The sequence below is a fragment of the Lewinella sp. genome, assembly GCF_050633125.1.
Lineage (GTDB): Bacteria > Bacteroidota > Bacteroidia > Chitinophagales > Saprospiraceae > Lewinella.
Map to the genome: position 1 here is coordinate 85,921 of NZ_JBOEFX010000050.1, position 23,653 is coordinate 109,573.

Here is a 23,653-nt window from a genome sequence, read left to right on the forward strand (position 1 = left end):
AAATTCGTAGGTTAATAAAATAAGGGTACCCGTCGCTGATGATGGATACCCCTTTAACTCAGGTTTAGTTAATAATGTTCATTTTTTATAGCGGAATAATGCCCGTGACGATCACATTGGCTGTAATTGTAGCTTGTGCATCCACTTTAATAGCTCCCAAATCAATACTTGTAATAGCATCTAATAAGAGGGTGCCCTGCAATTCAGTGGTACCGTCATTGTCTTCATCTTCAAAAGCAGCAAAGTGAATTTCATAATCACCTGCTTCTAAGAAGTGAAGCTCATAATCACCATTGTTAGCGACAACAGCACTTGTTACCGCGCCTTGGAATGTAAGGTCATTTTCGCCATTTACTTCATTGGCGCGGTTGTAGGTCCCCTTGCGGTAAGCAAATACCACTAGGGTCTCACTATTGGAAACGAAATCCTGACAGTTACCAGCAATGACGCCGGTTTCGTTACGGTTGACCAACCTCAGGGAGCTGTTGAAACGGCTACTACTCACAAATTCATATTCATCTTGTGGAGTAGGGGTGTCCTCTCTGGTCAGGCACTTACGCAAATCGAAGTCAATTAAAAGCTTGGTGGTTTGATTGGCAATGATGTCGAAATTATTGCTAATACGCACTTCGTCGCTGGTGCTGCGAACCGGTTGCTTGTTGCCGTTTTCATCGAGAACGTAACAGCCGGGACTGTTGCCACTAGCGTCAGTTTCATAATCGAGTACCAAAGTGATGTTGCTGTAAGTCTTTGCGTCCAAATCCAAAGCACCTAATAATTCGGTATTCCCGTTTTGGTAAGCCAGAATATCCAGTGAAGTTTTTGAATATCCATTGAGTGATTGGCCATCAATCCGTACATCGGCAATGGTTACAAAGACCGCTTGAACGCCCGCGTCATCTACCGGAGCATCTGTGATTTCGACCTCTACTTCTCCTTGAAGCTGGTCGCTGTTGTTCTCTTTTTCGCAAGATAAAAAGCTGAATATCAGTATAATAATCAATGTGCTGAAACTTCCATTTTGATAAGTCATAAGATGTGTTTTTGGAAAATTTTCATGGAAAAAATGTATCAACCTAAGAACTGATAGGGTTGAGAATTTATTTTCTGATTTTTTTTCCCATGCTTTTTCAAATATCAGACGAGCGGTCTTTCGGCCCTGTTTTGCTGCACATTTGTAACAAGAGGAAGAACAGTGCCCTTCTGAAATCAACCTCTTCTCATTGTTACAAACTTATAAATCAGATATAATGAATTCGTACACACTACCACACAATAGGATTTTTAAGCCCTGCGGTTTACTCCTGGCCGCCATTCTCTTTTGCACAGGATTAATGGCACAGAAAACCTATACCACAGACGACGTAAGAACAATCTTACTACAAGAGAAGAGCGACCGTATTCAGGATGCAGATTTTAATGAACTGGAAATTACGGCTCAGTATACGGATGAAAAATCGGGCCTCACCCACGTATATGTACAACAGCAGTACCAAGGTATTCCTATTGTAGATGCGCAAGGTGGACTGCATTTCGATGGCACCGGAAAATTGGCCTATCATGCCGATCACTTTACAGCTAATCTGGCACAGAAAACCCGTAACCAACAAGCTAGTCTCAGTGCTGCAGAAGCAGTAGAGGCGGCTTTGGGCAACCTAGGCGTTGCAGCAGATAAACTCACTCAAAAAACCACTAAAAATGCTAACAGCTACATTTTTGAGCAAACAGCTTATACAGCAATGGACATCCCCGCCAGGTTGGTATATATCATTAACCGGAACGGTGATCTCACCCTCGCCTGGGAGGTAGGAATCTACACCCTCGATGAAAATAACTACTGGCAAATGTACCTCGATGCCCGCAGCGGCCGCGAGTTGAACCGCCAGGATCTGGTCATCCACTGTCAGTTTAGTAAAACCGGAAGCCACGACCATACCCACGGGGAAGCGTGCGAACTAACCCAGCCCAATAAGCTGGAACAAATGCTAAAGTCTACCCAGCAAAACACGGCTACAGCAGCCTTCTCCGGCGCTAATTTCTACCGTGTATACGATGCGCCGATTGAAGCGCCAACCTTCGGTGAGCGCACGCTAGTGGGCGCTAGTGGTGATCCAACAGCTTCTCCGCTTGGCTGGCACAATGATGGTTTGTTGCAGCACAATATCACCAAAGGAAACAATGTATATGCCTACCAAGATCCTGGTCCTGCAAGTACTGGTATTCCTGCTGTAGGCGGTTTGCCTGGTCAGCAGCCACTGGTTTTTGATTTTGATGCCGACCTCAGTCTGCCACCAGTTGCTTTTCGCGACGCAGCAATCACCAACCTGTTTTACTGGAACAACTTGATCCACGATATTTTCTACCCTTACGGCTTTACCGAAGCAGCAGGTAACTTTCAGTCTACCAACTTCGGGCGTGGCGGTGCAGGAAACGATGCTGTTTTAGCAGAAGCACAAGATGGTTCAGGGGTTGATAACGCCAATTTCCTGACTTTAGCAGATGGCCTGCCTGGCAGGATGCAGATGTTTCTTTGGACAGGTGTACCACTGATTGACGGTGATTTTGATAATGGTGTTATTCTGCACGAATATGGCCACGGTATTTCTACCCGCCTGACGGGCGGTCCGGCAGCTACTTGCCTTGGTGGCGACGAGCAAAGCGGTGAAGGATGGAGTGATTTCTTCGGTTATATGATTACCATGAACCCCAACTCGGTACCTGCCGTATTTGCAGAAGGCCGTGGTATTGGTTCTTACGTTTTCGGGGAAGCTCCTGACGGAGACGGCATTCGCCCTGCACGTTACAGCACTGATTTTTCTATCAACGATTACACTTATGGAGATCTAAACAATAGCGAAATTTCAGCCCCACACGGTGTTGGCTTTATCTGGGCCACCATGCTGTGGGAAATGACAGCAAAATTGGTAGATGCCTATGGTTATGATACGGATATCGTGAATGGTAATGGCGGTAATAATATAGCGATCCAATTGGTCATGACTGGCCTGAAGTTACAGCCTTGTTCTCCCACTTTCGTGGAACAACGTGATGCTATCTTGGCAGCTGATCAGCTTCTGTATGGTGGTGCCAACAAGTGCCTGATTTGGGAAGCGTTTGCTAAGCGCGGCTTGGGCTTCAGTGCACAGTCTGGTACCAACGGCCGCGGTGATGAGACGGAAGCTTTTGATATGCCAGCGACCTATTGCCTGCCTTCGGTAGAAATGACGACAGAAGTAGTGAGTTTAGCCAGCAATGGCGGTACCATGGACGTACAAATTAATATTATCAATAACGCTGAAACTGCAATCGGAGGAATCGAAGTAACAGAGGAAATGCCTGCTGGAACCACTGTGGTTAATGCATCCGATAGCTTTGTTTCTGCTGGGAATGAGCTTGTTTTCTCTGGGATCAGTGTACCTGCCAACAGTACCTATACCATCACCGTTACCTTGAGTGTAAATACGCCTAGCCAAGCAGAAATGCTACTGCGCGATGACCTGGAAGACAATCCTTTTGGTTGGACAGTATCCCCTGGCTTAAACCAGTTCGTTTGGACGACAGAAGATGCTTTCAGCGGCAACTATTCTTTCAAGACAACCAATCCTGACAATTTCAGTAATCTTACCCTCACCTGGAATGAACCATTGAGTGTAACCAGTGGTACTCACCTACGCTTTGCCCACCGTTTCAACACAGAAGAAAACTTTGATGGCGGGATGGTAGAGGTCTCAAATGATGATGGAATAACCTGGACAGATCTCGGACCATTGTTTGTAGAAAATGGTTACAACAACTTTGTAGCTGTAGCGGATAACCCACTGATTAATGGATTCTGCTTCGGCGGTAACTCTGGCGCATTTATCCATTCAATGGCAGACTTGAGCCCATTTGCAGGACAAACCTTGCGCCTACGTTACCGTTTTGCTTCGGATGTACTGACTGCCGCAGAAGGATGGTTTATTGATGATGTAGAATTGGTCAATGATCCTTATACCGTAACCAATACTGCTAGCTTCTCAATGGCTAATGGTGCTGTCACCGGACAAGCTACCGACGAGATACTTATTCTCGATGTAAATAATACAGAACTAAAAGGGCAAAGCACTACACCACAAGCTGTTCCTTCGGCCCGCAACAACACTTTGGCTACAGTGAGCAGTGATTTTGAACTGGCTCCTAATCCAAGTTCTACCCAAGTTCAAATCTTCCGTAACAACTGGACAGAAGCAGCAGCTCTCCGAGTGATGGATGCGCGTGGCCAAGTGATGTATACAAGCGAGATGAACAATAAGCAACAATCTTTAGATGTAAGCAACTGGCCTGCTGGTATCTATCTCGTGCAGATTCAAGAAGGAGACAACCTGGTAAGCAAGAAGTTGATTGTCGAGTAAGTAAACCGGTTTTAACCTTTACAAATAAACATTTCTGAATTAATAGTTCCGGAACCCAGTCGGAATTTCGATTGGGTTCCTTTTTTTTCCCATGCTTTTTCAAATATCAGATTAGAGAATGAATCCCTCATTCTGGGCGTAGTTTTGATGTATCAAGAAAGAACGAAAGAAAACGTACACAAAGCATTTTAGTCATGAGAAACTACACTACACTCAATAGCTTCAAAAAACTACTCTCAACGCTCCTTGCCTTTTTTTTAGTGATAGGAGCCACATACACCCAAGTTTCCTTTTCGACACTTCTCCAGGAACAGGCTGTCGGGCCAGATGGCCTGCGGCGCTGTTCCTCGGTAGAGGTGAATGCTATTCGCCAGATCAATAATCCCAATCTTCCTTCTATCCAGACCTTTGAAGAATGGCTGGCACCGAAGGTTGCAGAGTACAAAACTCGCAGAAAAACTGGACCCAATAGGGCAGTGGTCATTCAAATCCCGGTAGTGGTACACATTCTTCATAATGGAGAAGCAATTGGTACCGCTCCAAATATTACAGACGCTCAAGCACTTTCGCAAATACAGGTAATGAACGAGGATTTTCGTAAAATTTTAGGTTCCCGTGGTTATAATGAAGACCCTGTTGGTGCAGATTTGCAGATAGAGTTCGTAATGGCTCAAACAGCCCCCGATGGCTCTGCCACCAATGGCATTAATCGCCGCAATATCAACCAGGATGGTGTAACGGTTGATGATTTGGAAAATACCATTAAAGCAGCTACCGTTTGGGAGACCACGGAATACATGAATATGTGGTCGGTGAAATTTGTTGCGCCAGATGATACCACACTTGGATATGCTCAGTTTCCGGAAGGCTCAGGATTGGCCGGCCTTCCTAGCTCTGGCGAAGAAGCGACGACAGACGGAGTAGTTATTCGCTACCAAAGTTTTGGTACAGCGGACCTTGATGATGGTTCTTTTCTGCTGGATGCTCCTTATCACTTGGGCCGAACAGCAACGCACGAAGTAGGACACTGGATTGGTTTACGCCATATCTGGGGAGATGGCTTGGGCTGTAACCTTGGTGCGCCGGTTCCAGGTTGTAGTTGTTCCGAAGATGATTTTTGTGAAGATACCCCCAATTCAGATATGGCCAACTACGGTTGTCCGGAAGATAAAACGTCTCCTTGTAACCTTATAGACGACCCAATGGCTGATCCAACGGAAGACATGGTTGAAAACTATATGGATTATAGCGATGATGCTTGTATGAATATCTTTACCGAAGATCAAAAAACACGTGCCCGTACCGTAATGTTGAATTCTCCTCGCCGGATGGAGTTGCCTTTTTCTCCGGCATTATTTCCGCCACAGGCTTATGTTGCTTTTAGTACTTCTATGAGTTCGGTGACAGAAGGAAGTAGCTGCAATATTGGACAAGTAGCCGTTGGGTTAGAAATTACGGAGGTTCCTTCAGGTACCGTAACGGTGACCGTCGCAGTATCCAGCGGCACTGCTGATCAAGAAGACTATGAATTATTAAACAATACAATTATTTTTTCCTCCGGAACATCCACTTCGGTTGACCTTCTCGTAGATATCAATGAAGACACAAAAATTGAATCTTTGGAAAGCATTAACCTCGAAATTATCGATGTATCAGGAGCGGGTGTTGCCGCTAGTTACCGCCAGGTGCATACCCTTTTACTTGCTGATGATGACTACTCTCCAGAATTAGCTGGCTTTCAGCCTAATGTGACGTTGTTTCAGGAAGGGTTTTCTGCTGGCTTAGGTAATTGGACCCAGCAAAGTGTTGCCGGGGCTAATGTTGAATGGGTCGCAGGTAGCCCGGCAACAGGTATTGCTCAAAGTGTCTACATCAGCCGTACTGATTTGCCCGCCAATCTTCATAGCTACGATGGTTTGACGGGAGCCAATGTGATGTTGATTTCTCCTGTAATTGATGCTTCCTTGTTTACCGATCTCGAACTTTCCTTTGATTATGTATGCTTTGGCGAACAAGATGCTACTACTGGCGACCTTTTCGATTACGGCACCGTACTTTTTTCCAATGATGATGGCCAGAATTGGACGGTCATCAGTGAGCCTTTGGTGAATGAATTGATGGCTACTGAAATGACGCTGGATTTGCCGGCATCCGCTAATGGGTGTGCCAATATGCGTTTGGCCTTTCGGTGGGAAAATGATGAATTGGTTGCATTCGATCCACCTTTGAATATTGATAATATTAGCATCAAAGGAAGCAGCCGCGCACCCGTTTCCGTACAGGAAGAAGTGAATACAGCGAATGCCCCTGCTTACGATTTTGGGCCACAATCGACCATGAATGTTTACGATCCAGTGAGTGGCCGCTTACTGATGACCCTTGAAAATGATAGTGATTTTGACTTTGGTTGTACATCCATTACAATAGACCGTAGCCGGATCAGTGCCGGTGTCAATGCGGTTAACTTCTGGAATGAAGAAAGTAGTAATGCATTGGCATCCAAGACCATGCGAATAGTTAGCGAAAATATCCCCAATACTCCCCAATCGGTTACGGCTCGGATGTATTTTACCCAGGCTGAAATTATTGCTTGGGAAATTGCAACCGGCCGTTCCCGAACTCAAATGCAAATAGTAACAGTTGCCGATAATCCCATTGACTTAGTGAATAGCTCAAACTTCGGTGACTTTACTATTGCGCTTGAACCAACCTTAGTGGGGACTTTTAATACCAGCAATATTACCCTTGAGGTGGAATTGAATACCCTGTTAAACCTTGGATTAGGGGTAGGTGTTGTGGGATCTCCTTTACCTGTGAACTTGATTTCTTTTGAAGCTCGCCTTCAAGAAAATGCAGTAACCGCATTACAATGGGTGACCGCAGGTGAAGTAAATAACGATTACTTTGCCATCGAACACTCGACCAACGGCCGCGACTTTACCGTCATCGGCGAAGAAAATGGTGCAGGTAATTTTACGCAGGAAAAAAGCTACCACTTTTACCATGAAAAACCACAGGCTGGCCCGAACTATTACCGGCTTGTACAGTATGATTATTCGGGAGAATATTCCTATTCACCCATCAAAATAGTAGAACGGAAAGTGCTAGATGGTCAGTTAAAAGCTTACCCTAATCCGGTGAGATCAAACCTGACAATTACACCTTCTGCTACCATATTGTCGGATTTCGAGATCAGAATTCTGGATACCCGGGGGGGAATCGTACGAAACTTGATCTTGTCATCCGGTACTTCACAAACCATAGATGTCAGTGGTCTTCAGCCAGGAACTTATTTCCTGAACTGGCGGTCAAATGAATCTACCGGAACAGAGACCATCGTCATTGTTCCTTAATTAAGGAAAGCCGGTTGTTCTATCAGATCTTCGGGGGAAGATTTGTGAAAATTAATCGGCTTGAATACCAAAGGAACAGACGAAAATAGACACTTTTAGTGTACGTTTCTTGAAGTGAACGTCAGCGGTTTTTCGCTGGCGTTTTTTTTTATTTACAAGAAAACATTACTTTTCGAGCAGAAGCGAACTACACTGCCTGAAAAAATAAAGCTCAAGAGGTGTTTTGTTGTGATAATTTCCCCTGAAATAACCTCCGCAGAACAACTCTTCAAAACACCCAAAGACCATGCACCATTAAACAAGCGTGGTATGCTAGTAATTGAAAAAACGGTTAAATTACTTGATGATTTTCATCTCCAAAAATTCCGGCAATACTTAAAAGAGGTAAGCGTTAGGTCTTATTACCCCTTGGCTTTGGTCGATATTATAGATCGAGATTTCCGGGTAGAGCAAGATTCTCCGGAGTTGTATCGCTTAGTCTACGGTGAAAAACCAGCGGATGAAAAAGATATGAAAAAGCTGTTCCAGTTAGCTTATCATACTTTTCGACAGACTTCCTTTTTAGCGAAAAATTACCCTAATTATCTGGCACCCAATATTGTGAAACTCCAAGAGTTAATCAATACCGGCCAGTTGGAAGAAGCTATCGAGTTGGGAAACATCCTAAGAGATGTTTGTGAAAAAGTCGAAGATTTTTCAACCTTGATCAAGGTCCTCCAAATTCAAGCACAAACGGCTACTTATGAAGGATCGTTACAGGAAACGGTCAAACTTTATGGAAAGGTTAGTGAATTTATAACCATTGAACAACAGCTAAATGAGATTAAGTTGTTGATTGCTGGTAGGTTATCTGTTGATGGAAAAGCTATTCCTCCTGCTGAACATGAAACGCAATTAAATCGACTCAAAGATTTGGCGAAAACAGACAATTATTCTGTACAAATATTAGCCCGATTAAATATTTCCTACCTCCTTTATCTCCAGAGAGCGCCAAGTTTTTTTACAGAAGAAAATTTTAATACCCTCATAGAAATTGAGGAAAGTGTGCAAAAAAACGAGCATGTTATCAAGCCCTATCTGTATAACCTTATGCCGAAAGTGCACTTCTTAAAGCTGCACTACCTTTTTCGGCAGCCCAATATTGCCAATATTCTACTGGAAGCACAGAAAATTACAGAAGATGGTAAAACGGAACTGTTCTGGAATAGCTTTGTCAATTTACCAGAACTAAATTCCATATTTATTCAAAGCAGCCATTTGGTAAGTAGTTATTATGGTAGTTACAAACCTAATTATGAGCAAGAACTACCAGAAGAAATAAAAAAACAAATAGACTATTTGCGAGTAAGGTGTGCGGCTATATTGGCTAAACCTACCCTGGAAGAAAAATTTGTACAACGATACGTAGGACTTAGTTCGGTGTATGCTGGATTACTTTTGTTGGGGAACAAGGATATGATTCGCCAAAGTGTTCAAAACATAGAATCACTTTTGCTTTTTTACCAGCAAGTTTCTTTCAAAATGAAGTTGGATGCTATTTATACAACCCTGATAATGGGGAATTTTGCGTTACAGGATTTTGCACAAGTTGAAAAAACTTTTCGCAGGTATAAAAAAACAGCAAAAAATAAAGTACTCAACGAAGAAAATGATTTAACAATTATGGGTTTTTATTATGCAGCCAAATATATCGAGAATGGTAGAGACCAATACGCTAAAAAATTTCGTAAAATATTAGAAGAAACGGAAGAAAAAGACGGTTTAAAAAGTGTAACAAGACAATTGAAAGAAATTGCTGATTTTTTTGCGATTCCTAGCGGGAAATAGTTGCTTTTTAGTATTGTATACTGTATATTGTGTTTATATTTAAAATGCAGATTTACAGCATTTTAAATGCTATTGATTACAAGAAATGTACTACACGGATATGAAATATTTTTTGCTGCCGGCAATGCTGGTGTTTTCCCTCGTTTTGAACGCTCAATCAGCTTCTTGTTTTATCAACGAAATTAGCTATACAGCGAGTAATCCTTCCGAGAAAGGATTTGAAATTGTAGGCACAGCTGGAAGTCAATTGACAGGTTGGTCAGCAGTACAATATCATGCTGATGGATGGCAGTCTAAAGTAGATGATTTATCCAATCAAATAATACCCAGTCAGCAAAATGGCTATGGCACCATTTGGTACGACATTGAACAAGGAGGTGATTCTGGTGGCCTCGCTTTAGTTGACCCAACAGGATCAGTTGTGCAGTTTGTAGCCTACGGACTATTAAACGAAAGTAGTATCCTAAATGGCGCGCTTGATGGCCTCGCTGCGGGCAGTATTCCTGAATATATTGGTGCCGTCAGTGATGCGAATAGTGCTATGCAACTCGTAGGGACAGGCAACCTTTATGCTACCTTCTTTTGGGCGAGTACACAGACCGCTTCTTTAGGTCAAGTGAATGATAATCAGTTTTTTATACCTCTTATTATCGGTTTGCAGTCAGGTTCTGATAATACGGAGTCACTGACCGAAAGGACCTATGAAGCAACGGCTTGGCCGAATCCAACAACTGACTTTCTTCAGGTTAAATTACCTGAACTAAAGGGAGACAACCCACGGGTTTTGTGTTTGTATGATCAAAATGGCCGCCAACTTATTCGCCAACAGGTGAGTAAAGAAGCTCAGCAAATACAATTGGAACTGGGAGATTTTTCTGCCGGGATATATTATGTAACTGTTTTTTCTAAAGATAATCAGTGGCAGTATGAAGTGGTTGTTAAATAAGAATTTTCGAACCTCTGGTTTAAAAAACATAGTAGCGATAAGTTCGCTACTATGTTTTTGTTTTTTAGGGAATAGCCAATCGGTTTCTTCGGAAATGTGGACTGCAAAAGTTGAATCTGTTGTTTATGGAAAATTAAATATTAAACCATTGGAGGGGCAGGTGTTTATTGTTCAAGACGAGCACCGAAGCGCTGCTTCAGGAGTATCTCACCTGTATTTACAGACGTATTTTCAGGACTTACCCGTCTTTGAAAGTTGGGCTGATTTACACTTCGATCAATCCGGAGAATTAGTGTTCTTTAATGATGAATTGAAACGGATTTCTTCAGAAGATGTAGCCGGTTTTTCTTATTTGTTTGTTGATAACCATGTATTTATGCCCATAGAGGAGCTTTTGGGTAAGGCCCGCGTTTCCCACCTTGATGCCGTTGTGAACCCTCCTTTTATTCATCAGTCGCCCCGTTTAGGATGGTGGTTTGACGAAGAGTTACGTTTAGCGGCAGAAACAATTTTTGAATATGAGGATAACCTGTGGCAGATCATCTATGAAGTAGAAAGTAAAAAGATTTTAAAACAAAGAAACCTGACCGTTAGTTGTCATTTTGAAAGCCATGAAGACGGTTGTGGAAATGCCCATTTTAGGGATGAAAGGATAGAATTAAAAGAAGAGAATACTTCCACTATTGTTGGTGGTTTTCCAGGGCAGTACAATCATTTTTCTCCAGGTGTACCCTCTCCAGTATATGGTAGTAGAACATTGACCACCGGAAGCCTCTTGATTGATCCCGTCGCGGCCCCGCACGGTTGGCATGACGGTGATGGAGATGGTGCCACTACGGAATACTATTATACCCAGGGCAATCACGTCTATGCTTATTATGCGCCTGTGGGAACCATTGCCAACCCTCCACCGATAGCGATTACCCGTGACCCCGCACTCGGAACTTACCTGGCTGGTAATGTGCCATTTCCTGTTGGCAATACCCTCGATTTTAGCTATACCTCAGATTTATCATCTAATACCCCACAATCTTATTTAGAAGACGCCATCACAAATCTTTTCGTATGGAACAACCTTTGCCATGATATCCTTTATCAGCATGGTTTTGATGAAGGGGCCGGCAATTTTCAGGCACTCAATTTTTCAAGTGGGGGAGGAGGTGACCCTGTTTTGGCGCGTGCCCAGGATGGTTCAGGGATTAACAACGCAACTTTTAGTACTCCTGCTGACGGTAGTAGCCCCACCATGCGGATGTTCTTGTGGGACACCCAACTGAATGGTGATTTCAGGGATGCAAGTTTTGATAATGTAATCATCGCCCACGAGTACGCTCATGGCTTGTCTTTTCGATTAGTAGGCGGTGCAGGGAATGTAACTTGCCTTGGGAATTTTGAACAAGGAGGAGAAGGCTGGAGTGATTTTGTAGCCCTTCTGCTAACGATTGATAGTGATGACGATGGCGTCATCGAAGAATCAGCCCTTGGAGAAGGCGTACGCTCGATAGGGAATTATGTCCTCAAGCAAGGGGCTGGAGGGAAAGGGATTCGCTCGCGATTTTATTCTACGGATATGGACTGTCCGGCAACAACTTGTAATGATCTTACCTACGATCAATTGGATCAGCTTCAGGCGCCTCACGGCGTGGGTACGCTTTGGTGTACCATGCTATGGGATATGGCCTGGGCACTGATAAACAAGTATGGTTTTGAACCCAATTGGCGACTTACAAATAGCACTGCTGGCAACATCAGAGCCTTGAAAATAGTAATTGAAGGCCTGAAAATGACCGCTTGTAGCCCCAGCTTTCCCGATATGAGGGATGCTGTAATGGCTGCAAATACGGCCCTTTACGGCTCGGCAGATGAAGAATTGCTCTGGAATATTTTTGCCCGCCGTGGCCTTGGCGTTGATGCTCAGGCTGGTGGTATAGCTTCTTTTGATAGTCCTACCCTTAAAATCGAGAAAACGGTTGATAAAGAAGAGGCAGAAATAGGAGAAACCGTAACCTATACACTTACCATCACGAATAATACCGATCAGAGCCTCAGTCAAGTAGAAATTACCGATGATTTTTCGAGTAACCTTACCGTTACCAATGGCCAAATCTCCAATGGTGGAATTCGGATTGGTAATAGCATCTCCTGGCCACCGGTGAGCCTTGCTTCTGGAGGCACTATTACCCGTACGTTCAGTGGCACTATTACCGCAATGGAAGGAACTACCGCTATTTTTGCTGACCCTGTAGAAGGGCTCTCTTCGGCCTTCGTTCCTGCCGGGCAGTGGATCACAGATAGCGGGCAGACAAACCCTGGCAGTGGTTCGTCGCTGGCATGGTTTCATCCCTCATTGCCTCTGCTTACAGAAAGCTCTTTGCTGTTAAATATTACGCCTACGGCCACCGCTAATCAACTGATGTTTTGGCAATGGTTTGATCTCGAAAGCGGCATTGATGGCGGCGTTATTGAAATATTGGATGGTAGCAGTTGGAATGATTTGGGTAGCAACATTCGAGAATTTCCTTACACGGGATACATGTACGATGCACTCCCTACTCCCATCGGCGTCCCCATCCCGTTTTCTACGCTCAGTGGCCGATCTGGTTATACTGATTACAGCGGAGGATGGCGACGGACAGTAATCGACCTTTCTGCATATACGGGCGCACAAACGATACGTTTTCGCTATGCAGCCGATGAATCCACCGACACCGGAGAATGCAATGGCCCTGCTGGAGCTTGTGAAGGCTGGTACCTGGATGATTTCTTTCTTTTAGATATGCATTCATTGCTCAATGAAGCTTGTGTAACCTCTGCCCAAGGGTACGGTAGCTGTGATGACGTTGGAGAAGTAGGCACTATTTACTATACCCCGGGAGCTCTGCCTGTAGAGTGGTTGTCTGTTTTTGCTACTGCTAAAAAAGATCATATCAATGTTGACTGGCATACCGTAGAAAATGGAACCAATAGAGGGTTTTGGCTGGAACGATGGTCTTCTTCTTCACCCGTTTGGGAGCGCTTGAGCTGGATTCCCGCTGACCCCACTGGCGAGTATCAATTTCCGGATTATGAAGTAAGATATGGAGAGGAATACTTCTACCGCCTTTACCAAGAGGATTACGATGGCCGTTTTTCTTATTCTGAGATAGTTGCTGCAAAGTTGGGGGGAACCGCTGGTTCTTTGATTAATATTTTCCCGAACCCTGGTACAGAACAGCTTTTTGTAGTAGTAGATGAACCTCCCATGTCCACACTTCGCTTGCAAGTCGTAGATGTCTATGGACACGTATGGCAGGAGGAAATAATGGGGGCTTACCTTGAAATTGAGACCAGCAATTGGCCAAGAGGTTGCTATCATCTTCATTTTATCAACGGAGACAATGTCGTTACGAAAAAGTGGGTGAAGAGTTGAAAACTGACTGTAATCGTTCTTGATTTTCGTAGCTTTGACAAAATTGAATTACTGAAATGGAAGAACAAGTGTTGGAGCACGCTAGCTATTATGGCTTAGCTGTAGGAATCCTGATTGGAACAGTTATCCTGGCAGCCTTGGTAGGTCGATTTTTTAGAAGCCTCATCAAGCGCTCGACGGATGAGATGAAAAATGACCCTACAAATTATCTATTTCTTCGGCACTTGATCATTGGGGTCATTTACCTTGTTGGTATTGGTGTTGCTGTGTACACGGTGCCTGAACTGCGAGGGTTGGCAAGTTCTATGTTGGCTGGTGCTGGTATATTGGCGGTAGCTGTAGGTTTTGCTTCTCAGCATGCGCTGAGTAATGTGATAAGCGGTATGTTTATTGTAATTTTTAAACCCTTTCGGGTAAATGATCGGATAACAGTGAGAGATATGAGTGGTGTTATTGAAGATATAACGCTCAGACATACGGTGATTAGAAATTTTGAAAATCGCCGCATTATCATTCCGAATGCACTAATCAGTGATGAAATTGTAGTTAATGCAGATTTTGGAGACGGGAAGATTTGTAAGTGGATTGAAATAGGCATCAGTTATGAAAGTGATATCGATTTAGCTAAGCAAATCATGAGAGAAGAAACTATGGCTCATCCTCTTTTGATTGATAACCGGAATGCAGAACAAATTGCCGCCGGTGAGCCTGTTGTGATGGTAAGGTTGCTAGCTTTACAGGATTCTGGGGTATTGCTGCGTGCCTGGGCTTGGGCAGAAGGTCAGGCTGACTCTTTTGTTTTAGGCTGTGATCTTTACGAAAGTATTAAGAAGCGTTTTGATCGGGAAGGTATTGAAATCCCTTATCCACACCGGACGATTGTTCAGAAAACAAAATCGTAGTGAAACCTAGCAAGCACAACAAACAGGCCCGCCGGGATAACAAGCGCAAAAAACTGGGACAACAACCCGGTGCCGTTGTTTTTACAGGCGAACGCAAGGTGGAAGAAGTAAAGATTCATTACCTCGAATTTAATGAATCAACCTTTAATGAACAAGAAGTTGATAATCGTTCGATTACTAGTTTTCATGCCCCGATACCCGAATACACCCAGTGGTATGATGTAAGGGGAATGCACGATACGGAGTTGATTGAAGAGTTCGGTAAGGTGTTTAATATCCACCCGCTAGCCCTCGAAGATATTGCCGATACTACCCAGCGGCCCAAGCTGGACGAATATCCTAATGGAATAATGATTTCTCTGCGAGCACTGCATTTTGATCAGGAGACTCGCAAAATGAGCTATGAGCAGGTTGCTATCTACTTGGGGGATGCATTTTTAGTTAGCTTCCAAGAGTCGGAGACAGATTTATTCGCCGACATTCGCCAACGTGTTCGCGAAGAGAAAGGAAGAGTACGAAAGAAAGGTGCTGATTACTTGGCTTACGCCTTAATGGATGTTGTGACCGACCGCTACTATCTGGTTATCGATGAAGTAGAGATCGCTATAGAACAAATTGAAGCCGCTATTCTTAAAGATGCGGATCGTGAGCTGAAAGGCCAAATTCATGACCTCAAGCAGGAAATGTTATTGGCACGTCGTTCCATTGCTCCTTTACGTGAAGTCGTAGGAGGCTTCGACCGATTGTCAAATAATATGGTAACGGACGATACATTGGTCTATTTACGAGATTTGCGTGACCATGTTGTTCAGGTCACCGATTTGGTAGAGACTTATCGCGATATGCTCAATAGCTTGCATGACCTCTACCTATCAGAGCTGAGTTTCAGGATGAACAATGTCATGCAAGTGCTCACTATTATTTCTACCATATTTATTCCCCTGGGCTTTTTTACAGGGCTGTACGGGATGAATTTCGAGTATATCCCAGAGTTGAGTTGGCCCAATGGCTATTTTTACCTGCTCAGTATCATGGGCGTGATGGTACTGGGAATGCTGTGGTACTTTCAGCGTAAGAAGTGGTTTTGATAGCAGATTTTTGCTGGTAATTCAATAAATGTCCCTGTTGGACAAAGGGAAAACCATTCATTACACTATTTCTACCATTCATTACATCGGTTTTTCTTGTCTTGTGGTTACACTGCACCTTTGTGGGCGTTGAGTTTATATCACCATTTATACCCGGCATGAAATGGGTTGAAGATTTAGGCCGCAGCTATTTTTGTTTAGGATGAGGCGGAAAACGCAGTCGACGTCTTAGTATCGGCAAGGCTTTCCAATGAAGTTCTAAGTAAAAACAGCAAGGGATAAACGCACAAATCATTTCGTAACGGGTATAGAAAAAAACAAGACCGATGAAATCACCCGACATCATTATCCACCGTTCTTTCTTTTTGTTTTTACTGTGTGTGCTTTTGGCTTTTCCGCTTTTGAGTAGTGCACAAACCGTTAGTACATCGTCCAATTCCATTACCATAAACGAGGACAATAAGCAACGCCAAAAGTTTACGATTTGCCAAAACGGTACAAACTTTAGCATTGAATATGAAGGTTATATTACGCTTTCAGACGATGACCGTGACGTTGTCGCTATTTCAGCCGGAGGCTACCTGAAGGTTAGTAAGTCTGCTTTTGGCTCAAAGCGCCGTGTGCAGATTGAGGCAGATCGCTCCGGTAACATGATTCGCAAATATTATGTAGGTTGGTCGCAGAAGGATTATGAACCGGAAGGCCGCACCTGGTTGGCAGAAGTTCTGCCAGTAGTCGTGCGTTCCAGTACACTGGCCGCCGAAGACCGGGTTGATCGTATCTATACCTCCGGTGGCATCACAGCCTTTGCACAAGAGGTGCGCAAGTTGGAAGGCGATTACGTAAAAGCTGCTTATCTGAAACTGATCCTATGCAAATCACTTCAGGAAAATGAAGTGGATCAGGTCGTTCAGTTAATGGGGACCGAAATTGAATCGGATCATTATTTATCTGAATTATTGAGGGATAATATTTCTGTACTTCTGAAAAACCCGGCACGCTTATCAGCGTTCAAAGTTGCGATGACAAAAATTGATTCCGATCACTATTCCAATGAGGTTTTTCAAAAGATAAACCGTTCTTCTGAAGTAAGCGATGCTTTGCTCGTTGATCTCCTTAGTGGTGCGGATAATATCCAATCCGATCATTATCTTTCTTCTGTACTCATTGATGTGTTACGCTACCGAGATTTAAGTAACTCAGGATTGGATCAATTGCTCAAAGTTAGTCGTAGTATTCAATCAGACCACTATCTCAGTGAAGTTCTAAAGGATGCGATTCGGGAAACCAACCTCAATAGTCAGTCGTTTAGAGCATTAACAGAAGCATTGAGAACCGTCGAATCTGATCACTACAGTTGTGAAGTGGTAAAAGCGATGTCTGATCGCGAGTTGTCAAAAGAAGATTTAAGCCTTTTGCTCACCGTGATGGGTGAAGAGGTTGAGTCCGATCATTACCTGAAGGAAGCGCTTGTTCATGTACTTCGTAAGCAAAATGCCAGCCGCATACCTCTTACTTCTTTCTTGAAAGCCGTAGGCACAGTTGGTTCTGGAACTTACAGTATGGAAGTAATGAAAGAAATCGAACGCTCCACCAACTTGTCTTCTCTTTCGGACGCGCAAGTCATTGAAATTCTCCAGGCATGTGGCAAAATTGATTCTGATCATTATCTTACAGAAGCCCTAAGTACTTTTGCTGCTGAGGCCAAGCGCCGTGGAGGCAGTGTGAAAGAAGCCTACTTGCAAGTAGCCGGGAATATATCTTCCGAAACATACTACGGACGGGCTGCGAAAGCTGTCAACTAAGAAGCTCTAAACGTAAAGTATTGAAACGCCAATTATTGATCCTCTTCCTGGGTAGCCTCACCGGCCTGTTTTTACGTTTCCTCTTGAGCGGAGACCTGGAGCAGGCCGGTGCTCACCAACCCCTCTGGTGGCCGTGGATTGTTTGGGGAATATTGTTGGCTTATGGTGTTTTTTACTTGTCCCGGCAGCTCGACCGCTGGCTCGACTGGCACCAACAACCGGGCTTGCGTTGGCTGATAGGCTGGATTAGTAATACCATTGTGGCGTTTTCTTTTGGCTGGCTGGGATTGCGATCTTATGCCTTGTTCACTGGTTTGCCAGTGCTCACTTGGGCGACGTTCTCTCCCTTGTTGATCAAGGCCGCGCTAATTCTATTGTTGTTGGTTCTGCTATATACCGTCGTTTATTTTGCACTCTATTCCTATCGTTATCATGGTAAAATTAAACTAGCAACGCTTCGCCACGAAAGAGCACAAATGGACTTACAGTGGAAGGCCCTGAGTAATCAATTACAGCCCCACTTTTTATTCAATAGCCTTAATACCATTTCTGCGTTGCTACATGAAGACGAGCAGCGTGCAGAACAGTTTATTCGTCGTCTGGCACATGCTTATCAATACACTTTAGAGACTTACGGGAAAAATTTGGTTCCGTTGAAAGACGAATTGCAGTTTGTACAGTCTTATTATTACCTGCTAAAAACCCGATTCGCAGATCACCTGAACATTGAATTAGATGTGGCAGCAAGCACCGACCATCTCAAGGTGCCACCACTAGGAGTGCAACTCTTGGTAGAGAACGCGATTAAACACAATCGCCCAGGGGCAGAGGAAATACTCCGCATCAAAATCCTGACAAACCAAGATTGGTTATGGGTGATCAATAATACAAACGAAACCTCCGAGGAAAAGGAATCCTTTGAAGTAGGATTGGCTAACCTCAGGGCTCGCTATGAGTTATTATCTGAACGGAAAATTGTGATCAAGAAGGAAGATCAATTCATCGTTAAAATCCCCCTTTTACGATGAAGAAATTTTTTCTCCGAAAACCCTTTTTTCGCTTACTCACCCCACTAATTGTAGGTAGTGTAGCCTACATGCTGATCCTATTGTTCAACAATAATGTGAGCCAGTTAGAGGAGGCTTTCCTAGGGGGCGAACTCTATTTTAGTATAGGACTGGCATTACTAATACAGGAGGCTATATTGCAATGTTTGCGTCCCTTGCTGAAGATTCGTTGGCAGGAGGGGCTTGCCTGGACGGTGGCGGGGTATACGATGTTGGCTTTCTTTACCAGTATTTTGCTGGTCGGTTTAGCAGTGGATTTTTACTACGTCAAAGCACTTGGTTATCAGCCGGCCGCTTCAGAGCTCATTCTTTTTTGCGGTATTTTCGGGGTGCTTGCTGGGGGGCAAATTAGCTTGTACGTCAGCCACCAGTTATTATTTATAAATAATGAAGAACAGCTACAGGAGGAACAGCAGCTGAGGGCAGGAATCATCGCTGATTTTCACCAATTCAAACGAGGGATTAACCCTGATTTGTTATTGGAAAGTCTGGAAACACTCATCGTTTACCTGTATGATAATAAGGATTTGGCAGATGATATGCTTGACCACCTTGCCGCAGTGTATCGTTATGTTTTGACCGGTCGACGTAAGGAGTTGGTGCCTATTCACGAAGAACTGATAGTGCTACAGGAATTGATCGCGTTATTAGGTCATTTGCCTTACCGGAAAATTGCTTGGCAGCATCCTACAGGTTTGAAAGGCCATGTTGTCCCAGGAACATTGTTACTGATCGTAGAGGCGATTATTCGAAGCAGTATTGTTATTTCAGACCAAGAATTACCCATTGTTTTGTTGCAAAATGAAAATTCGTATCAGGTAAGCTATCCGTGTTTGGAACGCATTCGGGAGTCACTCAGTTTAGCACAACTGACACCTGTTGTTGAGAGTTACGCTGTCTATAGCCAGGAGGCCGTTTGCTTGATTGAGGAAGGTGGCAAGAAAACGATCAGACTACCTATTATCGAACTCCCTTAACCCTGTTGTTCATGAAAGTTGTTATCATTGAAGATGAACCACTAGCTGCGAAAAAACTAGCTCGCTATCTGACAAAATATGACTCTGAAACGGAGGTGCTTGCCCAGCTGAATAATGTAAGTACAGCAGTTAGTTGGCTCCGTCAGTACCTGGATAAGGTGGATCTTCTATTCGTAGATATACAATTACACGAAGAACTGAGTTTTTCCATTTTTCAGCAAATGGAAATTAATAAGCCTATTGTTTTTACGACCGCCTATGATGAGTATGCGATTGATGCTTTTCAAGTCAATAGTATTGATTATCTACTCAAGCCTATCACGTTCACCCAGCTCTCGCAAGCCTTGGATAAGTTTAAACGCTTGCGTAATCAATGGACAAACACGGATGTCTCGGCTGGCTTAATTGGCGCAGAAAAAGCTCGTTACAAGGATCGTTTCCTCGTTCGTCGGGGTAATAAAATCCAATCGGTGCGTACAAGTGAAATTAGCTACTTTTCGGCAGAGGGGAGGCTGGTAAGCCTACACCATCTGGAAAGCCGTAAGTACGTGTTGGATTACACCCTCAGTGAACTAGAGGGAATGCTTGATCCCAAGTCTTTTTTTCGCACTAATCGATCTTATATCCTACAGATTAATGCCATCCAAGATGTTGTAGTTTATTCTAGTAGCCGCCTCAAGGTGAGTGTTGTTGGACTGGCTAGCGATCACGAGATTATCGTAAGTCGTGACCGCGTAGGAGATTTTAAAAATTGGTTGGCGGGGCAGGGATAACGTTTATTATTTAATCATTTTCTTTAAAGTCTATAAAGTAACTAGGATTTAAAGTCTTGAATACCTATCTTTGCTTTGCATATACATTAAATTGATAGCTTAGTATGGTAAGATAACTTTCTGTACTGGGCTTTTTTTCTGAAAATGATTATTGATGTCAGCAATAGCAGCTATCCCCGAAGAACTCGTTGTCCAGCGTGAGCTTTTTGCCGAAAGGCTAGGTGCCTACAGGGAGGCCGGATTAAAAGTATTTGCTTCCTCTTCATTCCAGACCCATAGTATTCCGATGCTACATCTGATCAGTGAATTGGATGCGAATATTCCGATAGCATTTCTTCAAACGGGTTTTCATTTCCCAGAGACGCTGGAGTATAGAGATCAGATAGCAGAACAACTCGGTTTGAAGGTGATTAATGTAGAATCAGCGGTGCCTAAACTAGCTCAACGTGACGCTGTGGGGCGCTTTCATTTCGCTAGTGATCCGGCGTATTGTTGTTATTTGAATAAGACGAAACCCATGGAGCCGTTGCTTGGAGAGTATGATGTTTGGATTACAGGTGTGCGCCGTGACCAAAGTGCGAATCGAAAAAACTTTCAATTAGAAGCTTCTGGACCTTTCGGGACGACTCGCTTTCATCCCATGCTGGATTGGAACAATAAGATGATTCACCAATATAGGAAGCTACATAATTTGCCTCCTCATCCGCTGGAAACAAAAGGCTATTTGAGTATTGGCTGCGCTCCCTGCACTCAAAAGTTCAACCTCGGTGACCCGAACGACCGTGGTGGGCGCTGGGCAGGACTCAAGAAAACAGAGTGTGGCCTACATACAGATCTTGCAGGTGGATCGTAAATGATGTATAGCATCCTTATTAAATGATGTTAGAGAAGGAATAAATCAATATGAAAGTACTTATTACCGGTGGTGCCGGTTACATAGGCTACGCTTTGGTACGCCAATTGATGTTTGCCCCAGAGATTAGCGAGATCATTATTTATGATAACCTGTCTCGCAGGAACTATGCATTCTTTGATCACCAAAAGTTTAATGAAAAGCCGATTCGGTTTGTGCATGGCGATATTTTAGATGGTCGCAAGTTGAATCAAACCTTGAAAGGGGTATCTGTTGTGTTTCATTTGGCTGCAAAAGTAACCACTCCCTTTGCGGATATGGATGCTCACAGCTTCGATCAGATCAACCATTGGGGAACAGCCCAGGTTGTTTATGCAGCGGAGCAAGAGGGAGTACAACATCTCATTTATTTGAGTAGCGCTTCTGTTTACGGTAATTCAGAAAAGGCAGTTGATGAACAAAGCGCGCCGAGCCCAAAGTCGTACTATGGCATTGCTAAACTAGCAGGCGAGGAGCAAGTACTTCGCTTACGCAACAAGATGAAAATTCATGTTGTCCGTTCGGGGAATGTATACGGTTATAACCCTGCTTATCGGATAGATGCTGTCATTAATCGCTTCATTTTTGAGGCACATTTTGAGGGACGTGTCAGTATTCAGGGATCAGGAGAACAACAGCGTTCTTTCATTCATGTCGATAAATTGGCCACTGCTTTACGGCAATTGTTAAATAGCCCGGTTGAATCCGGTGTTTACAATTTGGCAGAGCATAATTTTTCGATTAATGATATTTTACTTTCTGTAAAGGTCTTATATCCAGAGTTGGAAACGATTAATATTAACCCTAATATGCCCCGGCGGAATATCAGTTTGGTATTGCCAACTACACTTTGGGAACAGTTGAGAATGCCCGAAATTAGTTTACTGGATGAAGTTCAGGCTTTTCAAGCGGTATTTTCTTTTCGTACCAAGTAGTTAGCTGGTTAATATTTTTACCTTTGTGGACCGATACTACTTATGGAATCCACAATATCCACTTATCTTCCAGAATGGCTACAGGCCTATGACCCACTTCTCGTTTTTGGAGTGGGCATTGGTAGCTTGATTATTCTAATCATTTTATTGGTGCTTATTGTCCGAGCAGTTTCTCGTTCGAAGATAAAGCATTCGGGATTGGTTGTTCAATCGTTTCAGATTGCTCCCTTGGGGCGTGACGCTTTTCTTAAGATCACCAACCCTGGTGCTGGAGTAACCCTAAGTGCTCTCGTTGTTACCGGCCGCGCAGATGTTGTCGTCAAAAATCAGGTAGCTGGCCAAGCCATTCCCCAAGGAGGAACTTATAGTATTTTACTAGAGGCTACGGCAGATCAGCGACTCCGTAAAGATTTTCAACTCCATTTCACTTTTTTTGATCAGGAAAGAAGAACTTATCAGCAACAATTCTCTCTGAATCCGGTTGCTAGTGTACGTATCAAAAGAAACTAAATCTAGCTATGGGAGCTTGCGTACAAAAAGTAGATATTTTAGCCATTGGTGTTCATCCAGATGATATTGAATTAGCCTGTAGTGGCACTTTGCTCCGACACATGGAGGAGGGCAAAACGGTGGGGTTACTTGATCTCACTCGTGGTGAATTAGGAAGTAGAGGCAGCGCAGAAATTCGAAGAAGGGAAGCAAATAAAGCTGCCGAAATGATGGGCGTCAGCTTTCGCTGGAATGCTGACATGGCGGATGGTTTTTTCCAAATCACGCCGGAAAACACCACCAAAGTTATTCAGTTTATTCGGGCCTGTCAGCCTACTATTGTATTGGCAAATGCTCTACACGATCGGCATCCAGATCATGGTCGCGCAGCAAAATTAGTGGCAGAAGCCTGTTTTTACAGCGGCCTCCTGAGGATAGAAACCAAAGACAAGGAGGGAAATCCGCAAGAAAAATGGCGGCCAGATAATGTTTTCCATTACATTCAAGATCGTAACCTCACACCTGATTTTGTAGTAGATATTACACCGTATATCGACCGGAAAATGGAAATTATCATGGCGTATACCTCACAGTTTCATAGCCCTGAGGCAGAGGAATATGCACAAGAGGTAAGTACACCGATTAGTGGCGCTCAATTCAAAAACTTCTTACGCGCGAAAGCCGCCAGCTATGGTCGTGAAACAGGTTATGACTTCGCAGAGGGCTTCAATGTCACACGTGTACCTGGTGTGAAGGATCTCTTCAGTTTAGGTTAGATGCATTTTATCACATAGTCAGA

Annotated in this window: 16 protein-coding genes; 15 read left to right on the forward strand and 1 reads right to left on the reverse strand. The window is 43.7% G+C overall.

What is annotated here, in order from left to right; all coding sequences use genetic code 11:
• Positions 1–85: 85 nt before the first annotated feature.
• Positions 86–1,033 carry a DUF4382 domain-containing protein gene (locus ACRBG0_RS11950; protein WP_431487118.1) on the reverse strand — a complete coding sequence of 316 codons (948 nt, stop codon included), beginning with the start codon at positions 1,031–1,033 and terminating at the stop codon, positions 86–88.
• Positions 1,034–1,250: 217 nt separating this feature from the next.
• Here ACRBG0_RS11950 and ACRBG0_RS11955 point away from each other — a divergent pair, with 217 nt between their 5' ends.
• The 15 genes from ACRBG0_RS11955 to bshB1 all read left to right on the forward strand — a co-directional run bounded on the left by ACRBG0_RS11955 (position 1,251) and on the right by bshB1 (position 23,630).
• Positions 1,251–4,391 carry a M36 family metallopeptidase gene (locus tag ACRBG0_RS11955; protein WP_431487119.1) on the forward strand — a complete coding sequence of 1,047 codons (3,141 nt, stop codon included), beginning with the start codon at positions 1,251–1,253 and terminating at the stop codon, positions 4,389–4,391.
• Between the two features lie 194 nt (positions 4,392–4,585).
• Positions 4,586–7,744, forward strand: coding sequence for a T9SS type A sorting domain-containing protein (locus ACRBG0_RS11960; RefSeq protein WP_431487120.1), 3,159 nt, complete (start codon positions 4,586–4,588; stop codon positions 7,742–7,744).
• Positions 7,745–8,344: 600 nt separating this feature from the next.
• Positions 8,345–9,571 carry a hypothetical protein gene (locus ACRBG0_RS11965; RefSeq protein ID WP_431487121.1) on the forward strand — a complete coding sequence of 409 codons (1,227 nt, stop codon included), beginning with the start codon at positions 8,345–8,347 and terminating at the stop codon, positions 9,569–9,571.
• A 100-nt stretch (positions 9,572–9,671) separates the two neighbouring features.
• A complete protein-coding gene (locus tag ACRBG0_RS11970; RefSeq protein WP_431487122.1) occupies positions 9,672–10,517 on the forward strand; it encodes a T9SS type A sorting domain-containing protein in 846 nt (281 codons plus the stop codon).
• Positions 10,518–10,611: 94 nt separating this feature from the next.
• Complete coding sequence (locus ACRBG0_RS11975) at positions 10,612–13,926, forward strand: M36 family metallopeptidase (protein ID WP_431487123.1); 3,315 nt, start codon at positions 10,612–10,614, stop codon at positions 13,924–13,926.
• Between the two features lie 56 nt (positions 13,927–13,982).
• Positions 13,983–14,828 (forward strand): mechanosensitive ion channel family protein, encoded by an 846-nt coding sequence (locus ACRBG0_RS11980; protein WP_431487124.1) that lies wholly within the window; start codon positions 13,983–13,985, stop codon positions 14,826–14,828.
• Positions 14,828–15,916, forward strand: a complete 1,089-nt coding sequence (corA, locus tag ACRBG0_RS11985; protein ID WP_431487125.1) for a magnesium/cobalt transporter CorA — start codon at positions 14,828–14,830, stop codon at positions 15,914–15,916. Before ACRBG0_RS11980 ends, corA begins: the two co-directional genes overlap by 1 nt.
• A gap of 326 nt (positions 15,917–16,242) precedes the next feature.
• Positions 16,243–17,721, forward strand: coding sequence for a hypothetical protein (locus ACRBG0_RS11990; RefSeq protein ID WP_431487126.1), 1,479 nt, complete (start codon positions 16,243–16,245; stop codon positions 17,719–17,721).
• 20 nt (positions 17,722–17,741) lie between these two features.
• Positions 17,742–18,749, forward strand: coding sequence for a sensor histidine kinase (locus ACRBG0_RS11995; RefSeq protein ID WP_431487127.1), 1,008 nt, complete (start codon positions 17,742–17,744; stop codon positions 18,747–18,749).
• Positions 18,746–19,765 (forward strand): histidine kinase, encoded by a 1,020-nt coding sequence (locus ACRBG0_RS12000; protein ID WP_431487128.1) that lies wholly within the window; start codon positions 18,746–18,748, stop codon positions 19,763–19,765. Before ACRBG0_RS11995 ends, ACRBG0_RS12000 begins: the two co-directional genes overlap by 4 nt.
• Positions 19,766–19,776: 11 nt before the next feature.
• Positions 19,777–20,538 carry a LytR/AlgR family response regulator transcription factor gene (locus ACRBG0_RS12005; protein ID WP_431487129.1) on the forward strand — a complete coding sequence of 254 codons (762 nt, stop codon included), beginning with the start codon at positions 19,777–19,779 and terminating at the stop codon, positions 20,536–20,538.
• 154 nt (positions 20,539–20,692) lie between these two features.
• On the forward strand, positions 20,693–21,391 hold the full coding sequence (locus tag ACRBG0_RS12010) for a phosphoadenylyl-sulfate reductase (RefSeq protein ID WP_431487130.1): 699 nt from the start codon (positions 20,693–20,695) through the stop codon (positions 21,389–21,391).
• A gap of 50 nt (positions 21,392–21,441) precedes the next feature.
• Positions 21,442–22,365 (forward strand): NAD-dependent epimerase/dehydratase family protein, encoded by a 924-nt coding sequence (locus tag ACRBG0_RS12015; RefSeq protein ID WP_431487131.1) that lies wholly within the window; start codon positions 21,442–21,444, stop codon positions 22,363–22,365.
• A gap of 42 nt (positions 22,366–22,407) precedes the next feature.
• On the forward strand, positions 22,408–22,875 hold the full coding sequence (locus ACRBG0_RS12020; RefSeq protein WP_431487132.1) for a hypothetical protein: 468 nt from the start codon (positions 22,408–22,410) through the stop codon (positions 22,873–22,875).
• Between the two features lie 8 nt (positions 22,876–22,883).
• On the forward strand, positions 22,884–23,630 hold the full coding sequence (bshB1, locus tag ACRBG0_RS12025; RefSeq protein WP_431487133.1) for a bacillithiol biosynthesis deacetylase BshB1: 747 nt from the start codon (positions 22,884–22,886) through the stop codon (positions 23,628–23,630).
• Positions 23,631–23,653 lie beyond the last annotated feature (23 nt).